Source organism: Micromonospora sp. FIMYZ51, from assembly GCF_038246755.1.
GTDB lineage: Bacteria > Actinomycetota > Actinomycetes > Mycobacteriales > Micromonosporaceae > Micromonospora.
This window is the reverse complement of sequence record NZ_CP134706.1, coordinates 2,754,598-2,770,858: the sequence shown is the minus strand read 5'-3', so window position 1 is coordinate 2,770,858 and position 16,261 is coordinate 2,754,598. Positions and strand designations below refer to the sequence as shown.

Here is a 16,261-nt window from a genome sequence, read left to right as displayed (position 1 = left end):
GCAGCGCCGCACCGGAGTCGAAAGCTGCCGTCAGCCCTTCAGCACCCGACCGGCCGCGAGGAGTTCCACCGCCTGGGCGACCCGACGGGCACGGGTCTCCGGTCGCTTGGCGCCCGTGATCCAGCTGACGTACTCCTTGGTACGCGAGTACGACAGCGTCTCGAAGAACTCACCGGCCGCCGGGGCGTCGGCCAACGCGGCGGCGAGGTCGTCCGGCACCTCGACGGTGCGGGTCGCGGCGTCCGGCGCGAGCGTCACCCGTACCGTGTCACCCGCCGCGACGCCGGCCGCCTCCCGGACGGCCTTGTTGACCACGATGTACCGCACGCCGTTCGGCCCGGTCATCATCGAGCCCGTGAACGAGGCATCCTCGACGTGCCCGGTCACCGGAACCCTGGCCCGGTCGCCGAGCCGGGCGGCGACCTCGTCGGGCACGGTCACGTACGTCCAGGCGCCAACCTGCTCGCACACCAGGGTGCCGTGGAACGTCTCACTCATCCGGGTCTCCTCTGCGCGGACCGACTCGCACCGTCTTCCCTGGTCAGGCGGTAGCTGGCCCGAGCGCGGCGGAGCGTCCGGGCGTGGCGACGTCGTTCATCAGCCCGATCAGGCGCAGGCAGCGGGTGACGGCCGCCGGCACGCCCTCCACCGCCACGGCACCGCTGACCAGGGCCTCGATCGGGTCCAACTGACGCATGCCGACCCGGAAGAAGCTGTTCGCGTCGGCCCGTACCGTGAGCGTCGGGTCGACCGCCGGACCAGACCGGACCTCAACCTGCCCGGCGCTCACCTGCACATGGAACGTTTCCGCGTCCACCTCGAACTGGTAGGTCTCGTCGACCTCCGGCGCCCGTTCAGCATCGACCATGGCCTCGATCGCCAGCACGGCCCAGGAGGCGCGGACCGTCGCACCGGGACGGGCCCCGTGCAGCGTCGTGTGGGCCATCCCGAAGCGGGACAACCCGAGAATTGGTTCGTGCAGGGAGCGCCCAAGGTCGGTCAGCATGTATCCGCCGGTGCGGCGGCGCGGTTCGGTGGGTGCCAGCACACCGGCGTCGACGAGCGAGGCCAGTCGGGCCGCCAGCAGGTTGGTGCCGATGCCAGGCAGCGCGTCGAGTAACTCTCGGTAACGGCGGGGTCCGTGCAGGAGTTCACGAATGATGAGCAGCGTCCACCGCTCACCCACCACGTCCAGCGCGTACGCCAAGGCGCACTGCTGGTCGTAACTCCGTTTCTTGCGCTCCATGGTCACCCGCGTCCGATCATCCGGCAGCTGCCCATTGCTTGAGTATTGCATGCCGGCCAGGTCGCGACGAGTTATCAGTGCTCCGCGACGATGCTGCGACCGAGCTGACGGGCCTGCTCCAGCGCCTCGGTCCAGGTGGCGGCGAACCGGCTGCGCAGCGCCCGGGCCCGCACGTCGGACAGGCCGAGGCCGCGCCAGCCACGATGGCTGAACCGCAGGCGTTGCCGGTCGGCCAGGGTTTCCACGGACAGCTCGGCGACCGTGGTCCGCACGGCGCCCGGGATCCGGACCCCGAACTCGATCCGCGCACCATCCGGCCGCCAGTTGACCACCTCGAACCGGCGCGGGCCGTCGTCGTCGATGACGAAGAACCAACTCGGCCGGAAGCCGTCGCTGGCGACCGGCAGCCACCGGTACACCACATCCAGGTGCAGCGGCGCCCAGCCGGCCGCGATGTCCACGGCCCCGTCGATCTCCTCCCGCCAGTCGTACCGGGTCGGCCGGCCGGTACGCAGATGTCCGGAGAGCCGCTGGAGGAAGTCCGTCCAGCCGGCACGCATCTGGTGCAGCTCGGCCGGCGACCGGGCGGGATCGGCGTCCTGCACCGTGACCCGGGTCCGGTCGGCGATCGGCGTCACCTCCCAGACCACCCGCTGCACCGGACCGACGCCGAGAAACGACCAGTCGAACTCGATCCGTCGGTCGGGAACCACATGCCGCGGCGTCACCTGGAAGAAGTCACCGTCGCCGAACTCGACACGCCAGGTCGACCCGGGCACCCAGGGCCCGCGCGGCGTGCCGAACCACGCCGCCAGCCGTGCCCCGTCGGTGAGCGCGACCCACACCTGCGCCACGGTGGCCGACAGCACGACGTCGACCCGGACCGGGTCGGCGGCGGCCACCGGCTGAACGTCGTCCACCTCGACACCTCCGACGATCTCGTGCTCGGCAGCGGGGTATCCGGGCCGGTGCGGGCCGGGACGACGGATCGTCCCGGCCCGCAGTGCGCTTGCTACATCGCGTCCTTGGCGAGGTAGCCGCCCATGGTGAACCTGAGGCTGGTCACGTACGCGACCGGCTCCTTGTCCGGGTACCGGGTGTCGTGCAGCGGCAGCATGCGGTAGATCTGGCCCTTGCCCGGGGAACCGGCCGGCGGGATCTGCCGCACGTCGTCGATGGTCAGGATGATCGGTTCCTTGTTCATCAGCTTGAGGCCCAGCTTCGGCATGTCGAAGATCGCCCCGACCGCCATCCGGCACGCCTTCGCTGCGGGTCCCTCACCGGCGTACGGGTCGAACGGGGTACGGATCTGGCCGGTGGACAGGCAGTCCGGGTTCAGCGTCACGGTGATCTCACCGAGTTCCTCGCACGAACCGGTCATCTTCATCTCGATGAGGTTGGTGTAGACCTCGGCCGTCGCCCACTCGTCCGAGGTGGGCTCCGAGCGAACCACCCGGACGTAGCCGTCGAACGGCACGGTGTACTCGCCGACGCCGGGTACGGCGAACGTGTCGACGGACGTGATCCCGAGGTTGTCGATGCCCGGGACCGGCGGGGTCCACGGCTGCACCGGGGTGCCGGCGTAGCGGTTCGGAACGCCGTCGGTGGTCACCGGCCGACCGTAGATCACGGAGGGCTTCGTGGTGGGAGTCGTCATGGTGTTTTCCTCCTGCGGTATCGGCGCGGCCAGAGCCGCCCAGCTCGAAACGAGAAATAAAGCGTCGTCACCACCGGCGAACGGACGGGGAAGGTTCGTCAGGGCATCAGGGTGGTGTGGTCGCAGCAGGTCAGGCCGGGCCGGTCGGCCACTCCGTCCTGGTCGGAGTCGATGTCACCGTCGACCGTCGAGTAGACGTCGCGCGAGTTCAGGTCGATGAGGCCGTCGCCGTCCCAGTCGTTCAGCTTGCCCTTGAAGGTGCCGAGGATGAACGCGTTGGTCATCGGGCCCACCTCCGGGTCGTGCAGGGTCGACAGCACGCCGTTGCCGGGGGTGAGAATCTCCTCCAGCGACCGGCCGGCGATGCGGGACAGGTTGACGTGTCCCCAGCCCTGGAAGCGACCGCGCACGTAGCGGATCGCCGCCTCCTCGCGGACCTGGAACCTCGGCTCCAGGTGCCAGGTGCCGTACCGGGCGAAGCCGATGTTCGCCTGGCGGGTGCCCTGGCTCGGATCGTCGGCCCGGCCGGACTTGAAGAACGTCCGGGGCACCAGCGACTCGAAGAAGAAGTTGCCGCGGTCCCGGCGGGTCCGGTCGGTGAAGCCTCGGAACAGGTAGTTGTCGCAGTGCGGCGAGCCGTCCTTGTGCAGGCCGGAGATGGTCTTGGCGATCACCAACTGGCGCTCGCGGGTGGCCACGTTGGGGCAGGCGTGGGCCTGGCCGTAGATCCGGGCGAGCCCCTGCGGCGCCAGCGAGATCTTGCCCCAGTGGGTGTTGCTCTCGTCGAGCCGCACGTACAGGTCGCAGTGGATCAACAGGTAGATCGTCTCGTCGAACGTGCGTCCGGGGGTGTAGAGCGCGTTGCGACCGTCGAACGAGGGGTCGCCGGTCTGCAACTCGCTGATGAACAGCTTGGCCCACTCGGCGATCTCCGGGTCGGCGTCGTCGAGGAACTTCCCCAGCACCGCGATGGCCTCCGGACCGCCCAGCTTCTCGATGGCCCAGAGTGCGTCCCAGCGGACCTCGCGGTTCGTGTCGTGGCGAACCGCCTGCTCGAGCAACTCGATGGCGTCCGCGTGGTCCCGGTCGGCGTACTCGAACAGCGCCTGCTCGCGCATCGCCGGGTCGGGGTGGTGCAGCGCCTGGTGCCGAAGCTCGTCGTTGGTCCGGTTGTCGAGCCGGATCGCCACCCGGTTCAGGGCGTACCCGAAGTCACTCGCCCAGGCCGCCGGGTCACCCGCCACGAGCCGGGGATCCACGTTGCTCAGCGTGGTGCGGTACGCGAAATTGAGCGCGTCCCGCTGCTCAGCACCGAGGTCCTCGAGCAGCGCCGGCTGTGGGGATGCCATCGGGTCCCACGAACGGACCTCACCGTTCGCGGACACGGGGGACTTGTTGCATAGGTCGATCGCCATGTCGTCTTCCCTCCATCGGATCCACGAGGACCAACGGAACAGACGCTACGTCAATCTAAAGCGGGCAACTTCTCACACCTTTCCATTCCCGGTGGGCGCTGTATATTTCGATAGCGATTGGGAGGTGCCGACAATGATCCAGACCGTCCCACCGCTGGAGCGCGTCCCGCGTTCGTCGCGCCTCACCATGGCGCTACGCGCGGGCGCCTGGGCAGGCATCACCGGCGGCCACCTGGTCGCCACCACCGGACGCCGGCTGGCCCGTCGACCGCACCGCGAGCCGGGCCTGATCGAACTACTCACCCGGCTCGGCCCGACCTTCGTCAAGGGTGGTCAGCTGCTGAGCACCCGCACGGACGTGCTCTCCGAGCGGCGGCGCGAGCAGTTGCGCCAACTGCACGACCGGGTGGCCCCGATGTCGGCACACACGGCGCGGACCACGCTGGCCCTCGCGTACCCGGGCGGCAGCCCGTTCGCCCGCATCGCCGAGGAACCCGCCGGCAGCGGCAGCATCGCATCGGTCTACCAGGCCTGGCTGCCCGACGACACCCCGGTCGCGGTAAAGGTCCGCCGACCCGGCATCGGTCCACGGATGCGCACCGACTTCGAACTGCTCGGCGCCGGAGCCCGTCTGGCGCAACGGCTGCCGGGGCTGCACCGGGTTCCGATGTGCCGGATGGTGCGCCACGTGTCGGCCGCGGTACTGCAACAACTCGACCTCGCCCAGGAGGCGGTCGCACTGGCCACGCTGCGCCGCAACCTGGCCGACGTGTCGTCGTTCCGGATCCCCGCGCCGCTGCCCGAGCTGAGCCGCGACGACGTGCTGGTGATGGAGTGGATACCCGGCCTGCGCAGGTTCCGGCCCGGCGAGCTGACCCGTGAGCAGCGCCGGCAGATCGTCCGGCAGGTCCTCCAGGGTGTGTACCGCATGCTCTTCGTCGACGGGCTGGTGCACTGCGACATGCACCCCGGCAACCTGTACCTCAGCGACGCCGACGTGGTGCTGCTCGACGCCGGTTTCGTGGTCCAGTTGGACCCCCAGGTGCGCCGGCTGTTCGCCGAGTTCTTCCTCAACATGTCGCTCGGTCGCGGCGAGCAGGCCGCCGAGGTGGTGCTGCGCAGTGCCGAACACGTGCCCGCCTCCTGTGACCTGGCCGCCTTCCGGTCCGGCGTACGCGAGTTGGTGGAGAGCACCCACCGCAGGACCGCCGGGCAGTTCCGGCTGGGGCCGTTCGCCACCCGGCTGTTCGACCTGCAACGCCGCTCTGGCATCGCGGCAGCGCCGGAGTTCGTCTTCCCGCTGATGTCGCTCCTGGTGCTGGAAGGGATGATCAACGAGTTCGACGTGGACGTCGATTTCCAGGCCGAGGCCATTCCCACGCTGCTCGCAGTGCTCCGATGAGGGCGCTGGAGGTGCGGGCACCGCACGAGGTGCCAGTGGCGGCGCCGCGCGCCACCCGCCCGTACCGGTGGACCGTGATCGGCCCGGCAGGACACCCGGCCGCCGCCGCCCTGCACGCGACGTCGGACTCCGCCGCGCCAGCCGCGACGGCGGTGCTGCTCGGCCGCCGGTTCCGGCCGGCCGACAACGCCCGCCTGCTCACCGCCGTGACCCGGGCCGGCAGCCACGGCGGCCGGCTGGCGCTGCTGCACCTGGGTGCCGGCGGCGGCAGCCTCCTGCGGGCCGCGGCCGTCGAGGATCCCCGGTTGTCCGTCGTCGTGGTGGAGCTGACCGGCCGTGGCTCCCCCGCAGCCGTACGGGCGGCGGTGGCCGCGGCTGCGGGCGACCCGCTCGACGCGGAGCTGCACGTCGACGACCACGGCCGGTTCACCAGCACCGCGTGGCGCACGTGTGCGCTGCCCGCCGAGGAGGTCGAGTCGCATCCGGGCTCGGTGCTCGTCACCGGTGGGCTCGGCGGTCTGGGTCTGCGCGCCGCCGCCGTGTTGGCCTGCCGGCGCGGACTGCACCCGATCCTGGTGGACACGGCCGACCCGGGCGAACTGGGCCCGGCGGCACGACGACATCTCACCCGCCTCGCCGTCGGCGGGGTCACGCTGGTCCGCGCCGACGTGACGGACGGCCCCCGGCTGCGCCGCGCACTCGACGGAGTCACCGCTGCGGTGCCGACCGTGCTCGTGCACTGCGCGGGGCTGTTGCGCGGCGGGCCGGTGGCCGCGATGACACCATCCACCCTGCACACCTTGCAGCGGGTCAAATCGGACGGGCTGCGCAACGTGATCGAGGCCCTGCCGCAACCGGCGCTGCGTCAGGTCGTGGTGTACGGCTCGATCACCGCCGAACGTCCGCACCGCAGCCTCGGCGCCTACGCGCTGGCCAACGAGCTGCTGCGCCGGACGGCCGAGCGTCACGCCGCCGACCTGCCCCGGGCCGCGGTGGTGGTGGCCGAATGGTCCCTGTGGAGCGGCGCGGGGATGGCCCATGGCACACCCGGCGCCGTCGCCGCGGCCCGCCGGATGGGCATGGCGCCGGTCCCGGTCGGCCCCGGCACGGCAGCGCTCGATGCGCTGCTGCGGCTGCCGGCCACGCCGGGTACCACCACCCGCCTGCTACTGACCGGGCAACGAACCGGGTGAACCGGCTGCGCGACGGCGCGGACGCAGCAGCAGCAACAGGACGACCACCAGCACCACCGCGCCGTCGACCACCAGCAGCGTGGCGCCCACCGGATCGACGCCGTGCTGGTGCGTCGCAGCGGCCTGCCCCATGCGCTCCGCAGCCGCTTCGGCACCGCGCGGTGGCACCCCCGTGCCGACACTGAACCGTACCGTTCCGCTGGCCTGTCCACCGTCGTCAAACCGCACGTGGTACGCCGCCGTGTAGTCCCCGGCGTCCGAGATCACCACCGGCCGGACGACCGTCCGGCCGGCGACACTCAGCTCCTCAGTGGTCGTCACTGACCTACCGGCCCCATCCCTGACCACCACATGCGACTCCGCCGCCTCGGGGTGCTGCGCGAAGGTGAGGACGACGGCCGACGGCGCGACCGTCAGCACTGCACCGTCGACCGGCTCGGTCGACACCTCGCCGGAGTCGGCCCTGAGCGCGCCCGAAGCGGCGAACACCAGCACGATCGCCAGCGCGGTGCCGCCGATGACGGACGCCGGGCGCCGCCAACGGATCATGCGCTCTGCCGCGCCCGCCCCGGCGCCTGAAGACGCGCGGATCCTGCGTCACCAGCGCACCGGCAAATCATCTCCGCCTCCTCGGCCGGACTGGGCCGCAGGTGCCGGTACATCGCGATCACCATTGGGATGAACACCACCGAGTTGTAGAAGAGATGCAGCTCCACCCGCGGATAGAGCACCTGAAGGACACTCGTCGGGGCTGCGGCGCCGAAGAGGAAGTGACCGGTCTGTGCCTGAAGCAGCAGCAGCAGGTGTTCGATGTGGTGCCAGAACTGGATCGCCAGGGCGACGGTCCACCAGAGGCGGGCGCGCCCCACGAAGCCAGGTCGCAGCAGGATCAGGCCGACGAGCATCACCAGCGCGTACCCGTAGTGCAGCCACTCCGAGGTCACCAGCCACGGGAACTGGGCCCCCAGCAGCCCCTGGGCCTGTGGGCGCGCCCACCCCAGCACCCAGATCTGGTACGCCTGGACGAGGTGTTCGGCCCAGTGCGCCACCACCAGCACGAGGTACAGACCCAGCGCCGTACGGTGGTGCTGGGCGTTGAGTGTCGCGATAAGTCTGCCTCGGGAACCCTGCGCAGCCGCCATCTTTCCGACCTCCTCGTTGACCCAGCGCGTTCAAGCCAAAACTAGGGGTCACCGGCTGGAGAAGGTTCTTCGAGATTGCCTTCCTCGGCCGCGCCGGTTGCCGGCGTTTGTCAACTCCCCGCCGACGCGCTGGCCCCGATCTCCGCACCGATCGCGGCGGCGACCCGGTCGAACCGCTCCTGGAGGTAGAAGTGTCCACCAGGGAAGACCCGCATGGTGAACCCGCCGGTGGTGTGCACCCGCCAGCGGGCGGCCTCCTGCCGGGTGACGTACGGATCGTCCCTGCCCACCAGCGCCGTCAACGGGCAGGCCAGCGTGTGCGGCCGGGTGCAGCGATACGTCTCGATGGCCCGGTAGTCCGCCCGGATCATCGGCAGTACGACATCGCGCATCTCCCCCGTCAGCAGCTCCCGGTCGGTGGCCCCGAGGCGGACCAGTTCGTTGCTGAACGGCTCGTCGGCCAGCAGGTGGGTGCCCATGTCACGCGAGGCCAGCGGGCCGGCCGTGCCGGACACGAACAGCGCCGTCGGCGACTGCCCGGCGGCCTGCAACCGGGCAGCCATCTCGTACGCGACCACCCCGCCCATGCTGTGGCCGAACAGGGCGAACGGCCGTTGCACCGTCTCGCCGAGCGCCGCGACAGCCGCGTCGGCCAACTCCTGGATCGAGTCCGGGCACGGCTCACCGAATCGGTCCTGCCGCCCCGGATACTGAAGTGCCGCGACCGACATCCGTCCGCGCAGCGCCTCGGCCAGCGGCGCGTAGAAGCTGGCGCTGCCACCGGCGTGCGGCAGGCACAGCAGCCGGACGGGCGATTCACTGGGCACCGGTGCGCCGAAGGTACGCAGCCACCGGTCCGTCTGCGTGTTCGTCATGCTCATCTGCTCACACCCGCACCGGGAGTCGGGCCGCTCCACGCAGGCTGCGCAGGCCGTTCCATTCGACCTTGCCGGACAGCTCAAGTCCGGGGAAGCGGCGCACCAGTTCGACGAGCGCCACCCGGCCTTCCAGCCGGGCCAGCGTCGCGCCAAGGCAGTGGTGGATGCCGCCGCCGAAGGAGAGATGCTTGCGCGCGTTCGCCCGCTCCAGCCTCAGCTGTTCCGCGTCCGGCCCCCAGAACTCCTCGTCGCGGTTGGCGCCGGCCAGGTTGGCCAGGATGAACGAGCCGGCAGGGATCTCGTAACCGCCGACCTGGTACGGCTCCACCGTCACGCGCCGGCTGGTGTGCACCGGCGGGTCGTAGCGCAGCGTCTCCTCCACCGCGTTGGCGCCCAGTTCGGGCCGGGCCCGCAGCACAGCCATCTGGTCCGGGTTACGCAGCAGCGCCAGGGCACCCCCGGAGATCATGTTCACGCTTGTCTCGTACCCCGCCACGTAGAGCATGGTGACCTGGGCGACCAGCTCGTCGTGGGTGAGTTTGTCGCCGCTCTCCTCGGCCGCGATGAGCGCGGTGAGCAGATCGTCGCCCGGCTTCTGCCGCTTGCCGGCGACGGCCTCACTGACCAGCGCGAAGATCTCCGCGTCGGCGGCCTCGACGACCCGCATCACCTCCGGATCGGTGGTCAGCTCGACCGAGCGCATGAGCAGGGTGGTGAGCATCCGCATGTGCGCGGTGTCGATCGGCGGCATCCCCAGCATCCGGGTGATCACCGAGAACGGCAGCGGGAACGCCAGTGCCTCGACCAGGTCACCACCGCCGGCCGCCGCGATGTCGTCGAGCGACTCGTTCACAAGTCCTCGAATCATCGGCTCGAGGGCGTTGATCGCCCGCGGCGTGAACGCCTGGGTGACCAACCTGCGCAGGCGGGTGTGGTCCGGTGGGTCGCGGTCGAGCAGGGCCAGGCCCTTCAGCCGGGGCGCATCGGTCACCCCCGCCTCGGCGTACGCGTCGCGGAAGCGCCCGGGGCCGACCTTGCGCTGCTCGACGGAGAGCCCCGACCGCAGCAGCGCCGACACGTCGTCGTAGCGGGAGAGCATCCAGAAGCCGCCCGGGTGCTCGTGCACCGGCGCATGGCGACGCAGCTGCGCGTAGTGCGCGAACGGATCCTCCATGAATTCCGGCGTGAACGGGTAGAAGAACAGCGGGGGGTCCTGCGGCACGGTGGTCATCGCTTGCCGGTCTCCTTCGGGATGGGTCACTCGGTGTCGCTGCGCTGGGACTCGGCCAGGGCCCGCAGTCGGGCCGTGAGGTGCGCCGCCGCGCCGTCCATGAGCGTGTCGGCGACGGCCTCGACCGTGCGGGCCCGCCACGGTTGCAGGTCGGTGCCGGCCACGATCTGGTTGAAGGCGCCCATCGCCGGTCCGCAGTGGACCAGGTAGTCGACCGTGGCCGCCTCGTCGCCGGTCGCCGCGAGACGCCGGCCGCGCGCGGCGTACGCCCGACCCAGCGCGGCGATTTCGGCCCGGCCGTCGGTGCCTGCGGCGGCGGCCGGGACCTGCTCACCACCCAGATAGCGGTCCAGAAGCTCGGTGCGGGTCGACCCGTCCAGTGCGGCGTCCGGGGCCTGCCCACGCCACCTGTCGGACAGCTGGCCCGCCCGGGCCGGAAAGAGCAGGCCGCGTTTGAGGTAGCGGGCCCGCACCCCGTGTTCGAGCAGGTCCAGCCAGGGCGCGGCGACCACGTCGTGCTCGCGGGCCCGGGCCAGCAGGTCCTTCACCCGGTCGCTGGTGTCCGCCTCGACCGTGCACTGGTTCACCGAGCCGGTCAGCACGAAATCCGCACCGAGCAGGAACGCTGCGGCAGCCGCGGCGGGGGTGCCGATGCCGCCGGCGCAGCCGACGTGCACCCGCGCACCGGGCAGGGCTGCCGCGTCGCGCAGCCGGATCACCGCCGGGAGCAGCGTCAGCGCGTCCGTGTCGTCGCACACCCAACCGCCGTCGGCCGTGACGCACAGGTCGTCGGCCATCGGACGCGAGGCCGCCGCGGCGGCCTCCGCCGAGGTCACCGCACCTGCCGCGACCAGTCGTGCGACCAGTCGTGGCGGGGGCGGGGCCAGGAAGGCGGCGGCCACATCGGTACGCGACACCTTCGCCAGGATCCGGCCACCCCGCAGCCGGAATCGCACCAGATCCTCGGTGACCAGCGGGAACCCGGACGCCTCCACCAGTTTGATCCCGTGCCGCAGCAGCAGGTCGACCAGGGCGGCCTCCTGTTGGGGCGCGTCCGGCAGGTGGTGCAGGTTCACCCCGTACGCGCCGCCGAGTTCCAGCTCGCGCAGCTGCCGCTCGACGTGCGCCGGGGCCAGCCCGGCGGCGCCCAGGAAGCTGAGCAGGCCGGCCTTGGCCGAGGCGTGCAGCAGCCGGGGGCCGGAGACACCGGCGTACATCGAGCCGACCACGTAGGCCAGCCGCAGGCCGTACCGTTCCCGGAAGCTGCGGGCGCCGAGGTCGGCGGCGGTGAGTTCCGGCGGGGCGGCCACCGACGCGTTTGGCACCGGCGGGACGGCCCCGGACGGCTCGGTCGCCGGCAGTGGATCAGCCGCTGCCCGGATGCGGTTGACCAGCTTGGTAAGCACCTGGCCGGGACCGAGTTCGACGAACTCGACGTCGCCGTGACGCAGCAGGGTGCGGACGGTCTCGGTCCACCGGACCGGACCCGCGATCTGCGCGACCAGCCGGTCCCGCACCGTGTCCACGGTGTAGGGCTGGGCGTCGATGTTGGCCAGCACGGGCACCGACGGTGGACGCGCAGTGAAGCCGTCCAGGAAGTGCCCGAACTGCTCGGCGACATCGCGCAGGTAGCGGGAATGCAGCGGCGCGCTGACGGCGAGCCGCACGGTGCGGGCCCCGGCCGCCTCGAAGGCCGCGCACGCCGCGTCGATCGCCGCATCCGGGCCGGAGATCACGAACTGGTCGGGCGCATTGTAGTTGGCCAGGTCCAGGGCCTGATGCGCCGGTTCGGCGAGCGTACGCGCCACGGTCGCCTCGGCCACGCCGACGACCGCGGCCATGCCCCCGCCCCCGGCGGCGGACATCAGCTCGCCGCGCCGCCGCACCAGACGCAGCCCGGTCGCGAAGTCGAAGACGCCAGCGGCGAACAACGCCACATACTCGCCGAGGCTGTGGCCGACCAGGTAGTCCGGCGGCAGCGGGTCGGTCGCGATCCGGTCCAGGTAGGACAGGGCGCCCACCACGTACAGGGCAGGTTGGGTGAACTCGGTACGGCTGAGCCGGCGCTGCGGGTTCTCCACGCACAGCTCCGCGATGGAGTAGCCGAGCACCTCGTCGGCGATGGCGGTCTCGGCGGGGTACCTGGCGAAAAGCTCTCGACCCATGCCGCGCCGCTGCGAGCCTTGCCCGGGGAAGCCGTACACCTTCGTTGCGCGGATGCCGCTCACAGCGTGCCCCTTCCGTTGTGTGGTCCGTGGCGCCTGCGCGCGGACCCGGTCGAGCAGGGTGGTGTCCCGCTCGAACTGGCTCAGCAGCGGCAGCGACCGGGTGCCGCTGCCCGGCGGCAGCAGCCGGCCGACGAAGTTGTGCAGGCTGCCGGACGGGCCGAGGTCGAGACAGAGCAGGTCGCCGTGGTCGAGCAGCCCGGTCATGGCCCGCTCGAAGTCGATCGGCTGGCGGGCCACGCGGGTGAAATGCTCCGCATTCGGATCACGCACCGGGCGTCCGTCCACACAGGAGATCCAGGGCAGGCGCGGCGGTAGCAGCGTCACCCCGGCGAAGGACGCCCGCATCGGGTCGAGGACCGGATCCATCAGGTGCGAGTGGAACGCGTACTCGACCGGCAGCCGCAGGTGCAGCACGTCGGCGGCCCGCAGCGCGGCCTCGGCGCGGTCCAGGTCCGCCGCGCGGCCGGCCAGCACGAAGCTGGCCGGGTAGTTGCGTGCGGCGACTTCGCAGGCGCGCAGCGCCGGTATGCGGTCCAGCACGTCGATCCCGGTCAGCACGGCCAGCATGCCGCCGGGCGGGCCCGCGCGCAGCGCCTCGGCCTGGCGGGCCAGCAGGCGCAGGCAGTCCAGCGGGGCGAGAGTGCCCGCCACGACGGCTGCGGCGTACTCGCCCAGGCTGCACCCGAGCAGGTGGTCGGGCACGATGCCCTCCGCTGCCAGCAGCTCCGCCAGGGCCAGCTCGATCATGACGATGCCCGGGTGGGTGATCCGGGTGTCCAGCAGCGGGTGATGGCGTGGCCGGGCCGGGTCGAGGATCCGGGCCAGCACGGACTCACCGAGCACCTCGGCGACCGCGTCGTCGTAACCGCGCAGCGTCGTGCGGAACACCTCGTTGGTCTCGTACAGCTCCCGACCCATGCCGTGGTACTGCGATCCCTGCCCGGAGAACAGGAACACCACGGGCCGCGTCGCGGTCATCGGTAGTCGTCCCAGAACAGCCCCCCGGCCACGGCTGCGGGCTCGGCGGTCCGCCGGATCACCATCCGGCGGTTGCGCGCGGCCTCCGGCAGCGGCTGCCGGGTGCGGTGCGGGGTCTGCGGTGCCATGGCGAGCAGCACGTGAGCGTTCGTGCCGCCGTCGGCGAAACAGTTCAGCGCGGCCACACCCGCGTGGTCCGGCCAGGGCCCGGCCTCGCGGGGGAAGTACAGCGGCGAGGCGGCCAGGTCGAAGTGCGCCGGCGGCTGCTGCCCGGACCGGAACGGCACCTGCTCCCGGTGATGCAGCATCAGCACCACCTTGATGAACGCGGCGATACCCTCCGCGGCCAGCGGGTGCCCGATGTTCGGCTTCACCGAGCCGAGCGCCACCGGCCGCGCCGGATCGGTGCCGTACACCGCCTGCACGGCCTTGAGTTCGAGCAGGTCGGTGACGACACTGCCGGAACCGTTGGCCTCCACCCAGCCGACATCCTGCGGGAGGTGGCCGCTGCGGGCCAGCGCCTCGGTCATCACCTCCCGCTGCGCGGCCGGGTTCGGCGCGGCCGGGCCCGCGGTCCGCCCGTCGTTGTTGATCGCGAGGCTCTTCACCACCGCGAGGACCCGGTCCCCGTCGGCCTGGGCCCTGGCCAGGGTCTTGAGCACGACGACGCCGACGCCCTCGCCCAGCACCAGGCCGGCGGCCCGGCGGTCGAACAGGTGGAACTCCGGGCCGGGGTTGAGCAGGCCGCGCTGGGCGAAGATCTGGTGCGCCCGGTCGTCGACGAGCAGGCTCACCCCCGCGACCACCGCCGCTTCGACGCTGCCGGCACGCAGGGCCTGTGCGGCGGTGTCCATCGCCACCAGCGCCGAGGAGCAGGCCGTGTCGACCACGATGCTGGGGCCACGGAAATCGAAGAAGTGGGAGAGGTTTGCGGCCAGGTAGTTCTGGCCGGTGACCATCACCGGGTTGCGCGCCTGCCCCAGCAGCGTGTCCTCGGGCGTGCTTGTGGTGCGACCGCCGACGTACACCCCGATCCGCCGACCCTTGAGTTCGGTCGGCCGGTAGCCGGCGTCGCGTACGGCCCGGTCGACCTCCTCCAGCAGCAGCAGCGCCTGCGGGTCCATGGCGGCGACGTCCGCCTCCGACAGCAGGAACGCCTCGGGGTCGAAGCGGAGCTCCGGCTCCAGCAGCCCGGCGTGGTAGCCGGCCAGCCCGTGCCGCCCGACAACCGGCCGCAGCGCGCTGCGGCCCTGCCGCAGCAGCTCCCAGTACTCGCCGGCCGACCCGGCGTCGGGAAACCGGCAGGACAGGCCGACCACCGCGAGTTCGTCACCGGTCCGCGCCGCACGGTCCGCACCGGTGCGGGTCGCCGGCCGGGGCAGCGGTGCGGCGTCCGGGTCCGGCCGCGTCGCCTGCCGTACCAACGCAGCGTCGGCGTCGGCGTTGGCGTCGGCGTTGGCGTCGCCGTCGGCGTTGGCGTCGGCGTCGGCGTTGGCGTCGGCGTCGGCGTTGGCGTCGGCGTTGGCGTCGGCGTCGGGGGTGGGCCCGCCGAAGGCGGTGACGAGCGGGCCGGGATGCTCGGCAGCGAGGTACGCCGCGAACTCGTCCGCGGTCGGGTGCTCCAGCAGGGCCGACGGGTCGAGCTGTGTGTCGAGCCGCCGGGCCAGGGCCTGCACCAGCTGCGTGAGGAGGATCGAGTCGATGCCGAAGTCCTGGACCGGCACGTCACCGGTCAGCCGGGCCCGGTCGAAGCGCAGCTCGGCCGCGAGCCGATCAAGCAGCCAGGAGGTCGCCGCAGCCCGGGCCCGCGCCAGTTCGGCGGGCACAACCTGGTTCCTGCTCGGCTGCGGACCGACCGGTGGCGCGGGCACGGCCGGGCCAGCCGCCGGTACGCCGTCGCCGTCCAGGCGGCGGGCGGTAAGCCGTTCGGGTCGCCAGTGCACGCCGGGCGCGACCACGACGGGCAGCACCACCCGCGCGTCCGTGGCCAGGGCACGATCGAGCAGGGCGAGCCCCTGCTCGTCCGACAGCAGGTCCAGCCCGGACGCCCGGTAGGCGGCGCTGCGCACCGCACCCATGCCGGTGTCCCGCCAACTCGGCCACTGCACGCTGATCAGCGGCAGGCCGTACGGGCGCGCCTCGGCGACCGCGTCCAGGTAGGCGTTGGCCAGGGCGTAGTCGCTCTGCCCGACCGCGAGCGCGGGTACCGTGGCCGCGACGGAGGAGTACAGCACGAAGAACCCGAGCGGCTCGTCCCGCAGGCACGCGACAAGGGCATCGAGTCCGAAGACCTTCGGGTCGATCACCCGTGCCATGCCGTCGGGCGTCTTGCGGACGAAGGCGGGATTGTCGGCGTCGACCGCGCCGGCACTGTGGATCACCCCACCCACCGGGCCGAGGGTCCGCCGGACCTCGGCCAGCGCCTCGGCCAGGGCCACCGAGTCGTCCAGCGGCGGCGCCAGCACCAGCAGCTCCACGCCCTGGGCGGCCAGGTCGGCCAGCGGACGCAGCCGGCGGCCCAGCGGGGTGTCCGCGGCGATGTGTCCGTCCCACGCGGTACGTGGCGGCAGCGGCTCGCGTCCGGTGAGGACGAGTTTGCGCACCCCGTGCCGGGCGACGAAGTGGCGCGCGGTAAGCAGGCCGAGGCCGCGCGTACCGCCGGTCACCCACAACACGTGCCCGTCCGGGAACGGGGCCGGACCCGAGCCGGCGGCGGCCAGCTCACGCAGCCCCGCCAGATGGCGTACGCCGTCGCGGTAGGCGACCTCGGCCGCCGCTGTGCCGGTGGCGAGTTCGTCGACCGCCCACCGACACAGCTGCTCGTCCGATCCGGAGCCGGTGTGCACGTGCCGCGAAGCGACGTGACGGTACTCGCTCTGTAGCATCCGGTA

At 71.9% G+C, this 16,261-nt stretch carries 13 protein-coding genes; 2 read left to right on the top strand and 11 right to left on the bottom strand.

Annotation, left to right across the window (positions count from 1 at the left end; all coding sequences use genetic code 11):
• Nucleotides 1–30: 30 nt before the first annotated feature.
• The 5 genes from QQG74_RS13205 to QQG74_RS13185 all read right to left on the bottom strand — a co-directional run bounded on the left by QQG74_RS13205 (nucleotide 31) and on the right by QQG74_RS13185 (nucleotide 4,318).
• Complete coding sequence (locus QQG74_RS13205; RefSeq protein ID WP_341720565.1) at nucleotides 31–498, bottom strand: YdeI/OmpD-associated family protein; 468 nt, start codon at nucleotides 496–498, stop codon at nucleotides 31–33.
• A gap of 43 nt (nucleotides 499–541) precedes the next feature.
• On the bottom strand, nucleotides 542–1,252 hold the full coding sequence (locus QQG74_RS13200) for a winged helix-turn-helix transcriptional regulator (protein ID WP_341720564.1): 711 nt from the start codon (nucleotides 1,250–1,252) through the stop codon (nucleotides 542–544).
• A 68-nt stretch (nucleotides 1,253–1,320) separates the two neighbouring features.
• Nucleotides 1,321–2,166 (bottom strand): SRPBCC domain-containing protein, encoded by an 846-nt coding sequence (locus tag QQG74_RS13195; RefSeq protein WP_341720563.1) that lies wholly within the window; start codon nucleotides 2,164–2,166, stop codon nucleotides 1,321–1,323.
• Nucleotides 2,167–2,258: 92 nt separating this feature from the next.
• Nucleotides 2,259–2,903, bottom strand: coding sequence for a DUF6073 family protein (locus QQG74_RS13190; RefSeq protein ID WP_341720562.1), 645 nt, complete (start codon nucleotides 2,901–2,903; stop codon nucleotides 2,259–2,261).
• A 98-nt stretch (nucleotides 2,904–3,001) separates the two neighbouring features.
• On the bottom strand, nucleotides 3,002–4,318 hold the full coding sequence (locus QQG74_RS13185) for a HEAT repeat domain-containing protein (RefSeq protein WP_341720561.1): 1,317 nt from the start codon (nucleotides 4,316–4,318) through the stop codon (nucleotides 3,002–3,004).
• Between the two features lie 133 nt (nucleotides 4,319–4,451).
• Between QQG74_RS13185 and QQG74_RS13180 the strand changes: the two genes are divergently transcribed.
• Nucleotides 4,452–5,720, top strand: a complete 1,269-nt coding sequence (locus tag QQG74_RS13180) for an AarF/UbiB family protein (protein WP_341720560.1) — start codon at nucleotides 4,452–4,454, stop codon at nucleotides 5,718–5,720.
• Nucleotides 5,717–6,913, top strand: a complete 1,197-nt coding sequence (locus tag QQG74_RS13175) for an SDR family NAD(P)-dependent oxidoreductase (RefSeq protein ID WP_341720559.1) — start codon at nucleotides 5,717–5,719, stop codon at nucleotides 6,911–6,913. Before QQG74_RS13180 ends, QQG74_RS13175 begins: the two co-directional genes overlap by 4 nt.
• Here the strand turns inward: QQG74_RS13175 and QQG74_RS13170 are convergent.
• The 6 genes from QQG74_RS13170 to QQG74_RS13145 all read right to left on the bottom strand — a co-directional run bounded on the left by QQG74_RS13170 (nucleotide 6,887) and on the right by QQG74_RS13145 (nucleotide 16,255).
• Nucleotides 6,887–7,462 (bottom strand): copper resistance CopC family protein, encoded by a 576-nt coding sequence (locus tag QQG74_RS13170; RefSeq protein WP_341720558.1) that lies wholly within the window; start codon nucleotides 7,460–7,462, stop codon nucleotides 6,887–6,889. The genes QQG74_RS13175 and QQG74_RS13170 overlap by 27 nt on opposite strands.
• Entirely contained in the window at nucleotides 7,459–8,055 is a 597-nt protein-coding gene (locus QQG74_RS13165) for a hypothetical protein (protein WP_341720557.1), read from the bottom strand. Before QQG74_RS13165 ends, QQG74_RS13170 begins: the two co-directional genes overlap by 4 nt.
• Nucleotides 8,056–8,165: 110 nt before the next feature.
• Entirely contained in the window at nucleotides 8,166–8,930 is a 765-nt protein-coding gene (locus QQG74_RS13160; RefSeq protein WP_341720556.1) for an alpha/beta fold hydrolase, read from the bottom strand.
• A gap of 10 nt (nucleotides 8,931–8,940) precedes the next feature.
• Entirely contained in the window at nucleotides 8,941–10,164 is a 1,224-nt protein-coding gene (locus QQG74_RS13155; protein WP_341720555.1) for a cytochrome P450, read from the bottom strand.
• A gap of 26 nt (nucleotides 10,165–10,190) precedes the next feature.
• The gene (gene fabD, locus QQG74_RS13150; RefSeq protein WP_341720554.1) at nucleotides 10,191–13,370 is read right to left on the bottom strand and encodes an ACP S-malonyltransferase; all 3,180 of its coding nucleotides are present in this window, start codon (nucleotides 13,368–13,370) and stop codon (nucleotides 10,191–10,193) included.
• Nucleotides 13,367–16,255, bottom strand: coding sequence for a type I polyketide synthase (locus tag QQG74_RS13145; RefSeq protein WP_341721228.1), 2,889 nt, complete (start codon nucleotides 16,253–16,255; stop codon nucleotides 13,367–13,369). Before QQG74_RS13145 ends, fabD begins: the two co-directional genes overlap by 4 nt.
• Nucleotides 16,256–16,261 lie beyond the last annotated feature (6 nt).

Bases quoted from the DNA above. Each gene is read 5' to 3' on its own strand.
- fabD (WP_341720554.1), bottom strand. From the start codon at position 13,370: ATGACCGCGACGCGGCCCGTGGTGTTCCTGTTCTCCGGGCAGGGATCG.
- QQG74_RS13180 (WP_341720560.1), top strand. From the start codon at position 4,452: ATGATCCAGACCGTCCCACCGCTGGAGCGCGTCCCGCGTTCGTCGCGC.
- QQG74_RS13170 (WP_341720558.1), bottom strand. From the start codon at position 7,462: ATGATCCGTTGGCGGCGCCCGGCGTCCGTCATCGGCGGCACCGCGCTG.
- QQG74_RS13165 (WP_341720557.1), bottom strand. From the start codon at position 8,055: ATGGCGGCTGCGCAGGGTTCCCGAGGCAGACTTATCGCGACACTCAAC.
- QQG74_RS13145 (WP_341721228.1), bottom strand. From the start codon at position 16,255: ATGCTACAGAGCGAGTACCGTCACGTCGCTTCGCGGCACGTGCACACC.
- QQG74_RS13155 (WP_341720555.1), bottom strand. From the start codon at position 10,164: ATGACCACCGTGCCGCAGGACCCCCCGCTGTTCTTCTACCCGTTCACG.
- QQG74_RS13190 (WP_341720562.1), bottom strand. From the start codon at position 2,903: ATGACGACTCCCACCACGAAGCCCTCCGTGATCTACGGTCGGCCGGTG.
- QQG74_RS13160 (WP_341720556.1), bottom strand. From the start codon at position 8,930: ATGACGAACACGCAGACGGACCGGTGGCTGCGTACCTTCGGCGCACCG.
- QQG74_RS13205 (WP_341720565.1), bottom strand. From the start codon at position 498: ATGAGTGAGACGTTCCACGGCACCCTGGTGTGCGAGCAGGTTGGCGCC.
- QQG74_RS13175 (WP_341720559.1), top strand. From the start codon at position 5,717: ATGAGGGCGCTGGAGGTGCGGGCACCGCACGAGGTGCCAGTGGCGGCG.
- QQG74_RS13185 (WP_341720561.1), bottom strand. From the start codon at position 4,318: ATGGCGATCGACCTATGCAACAAGTCCCCCGTGTCCGCGAACGGTGAG.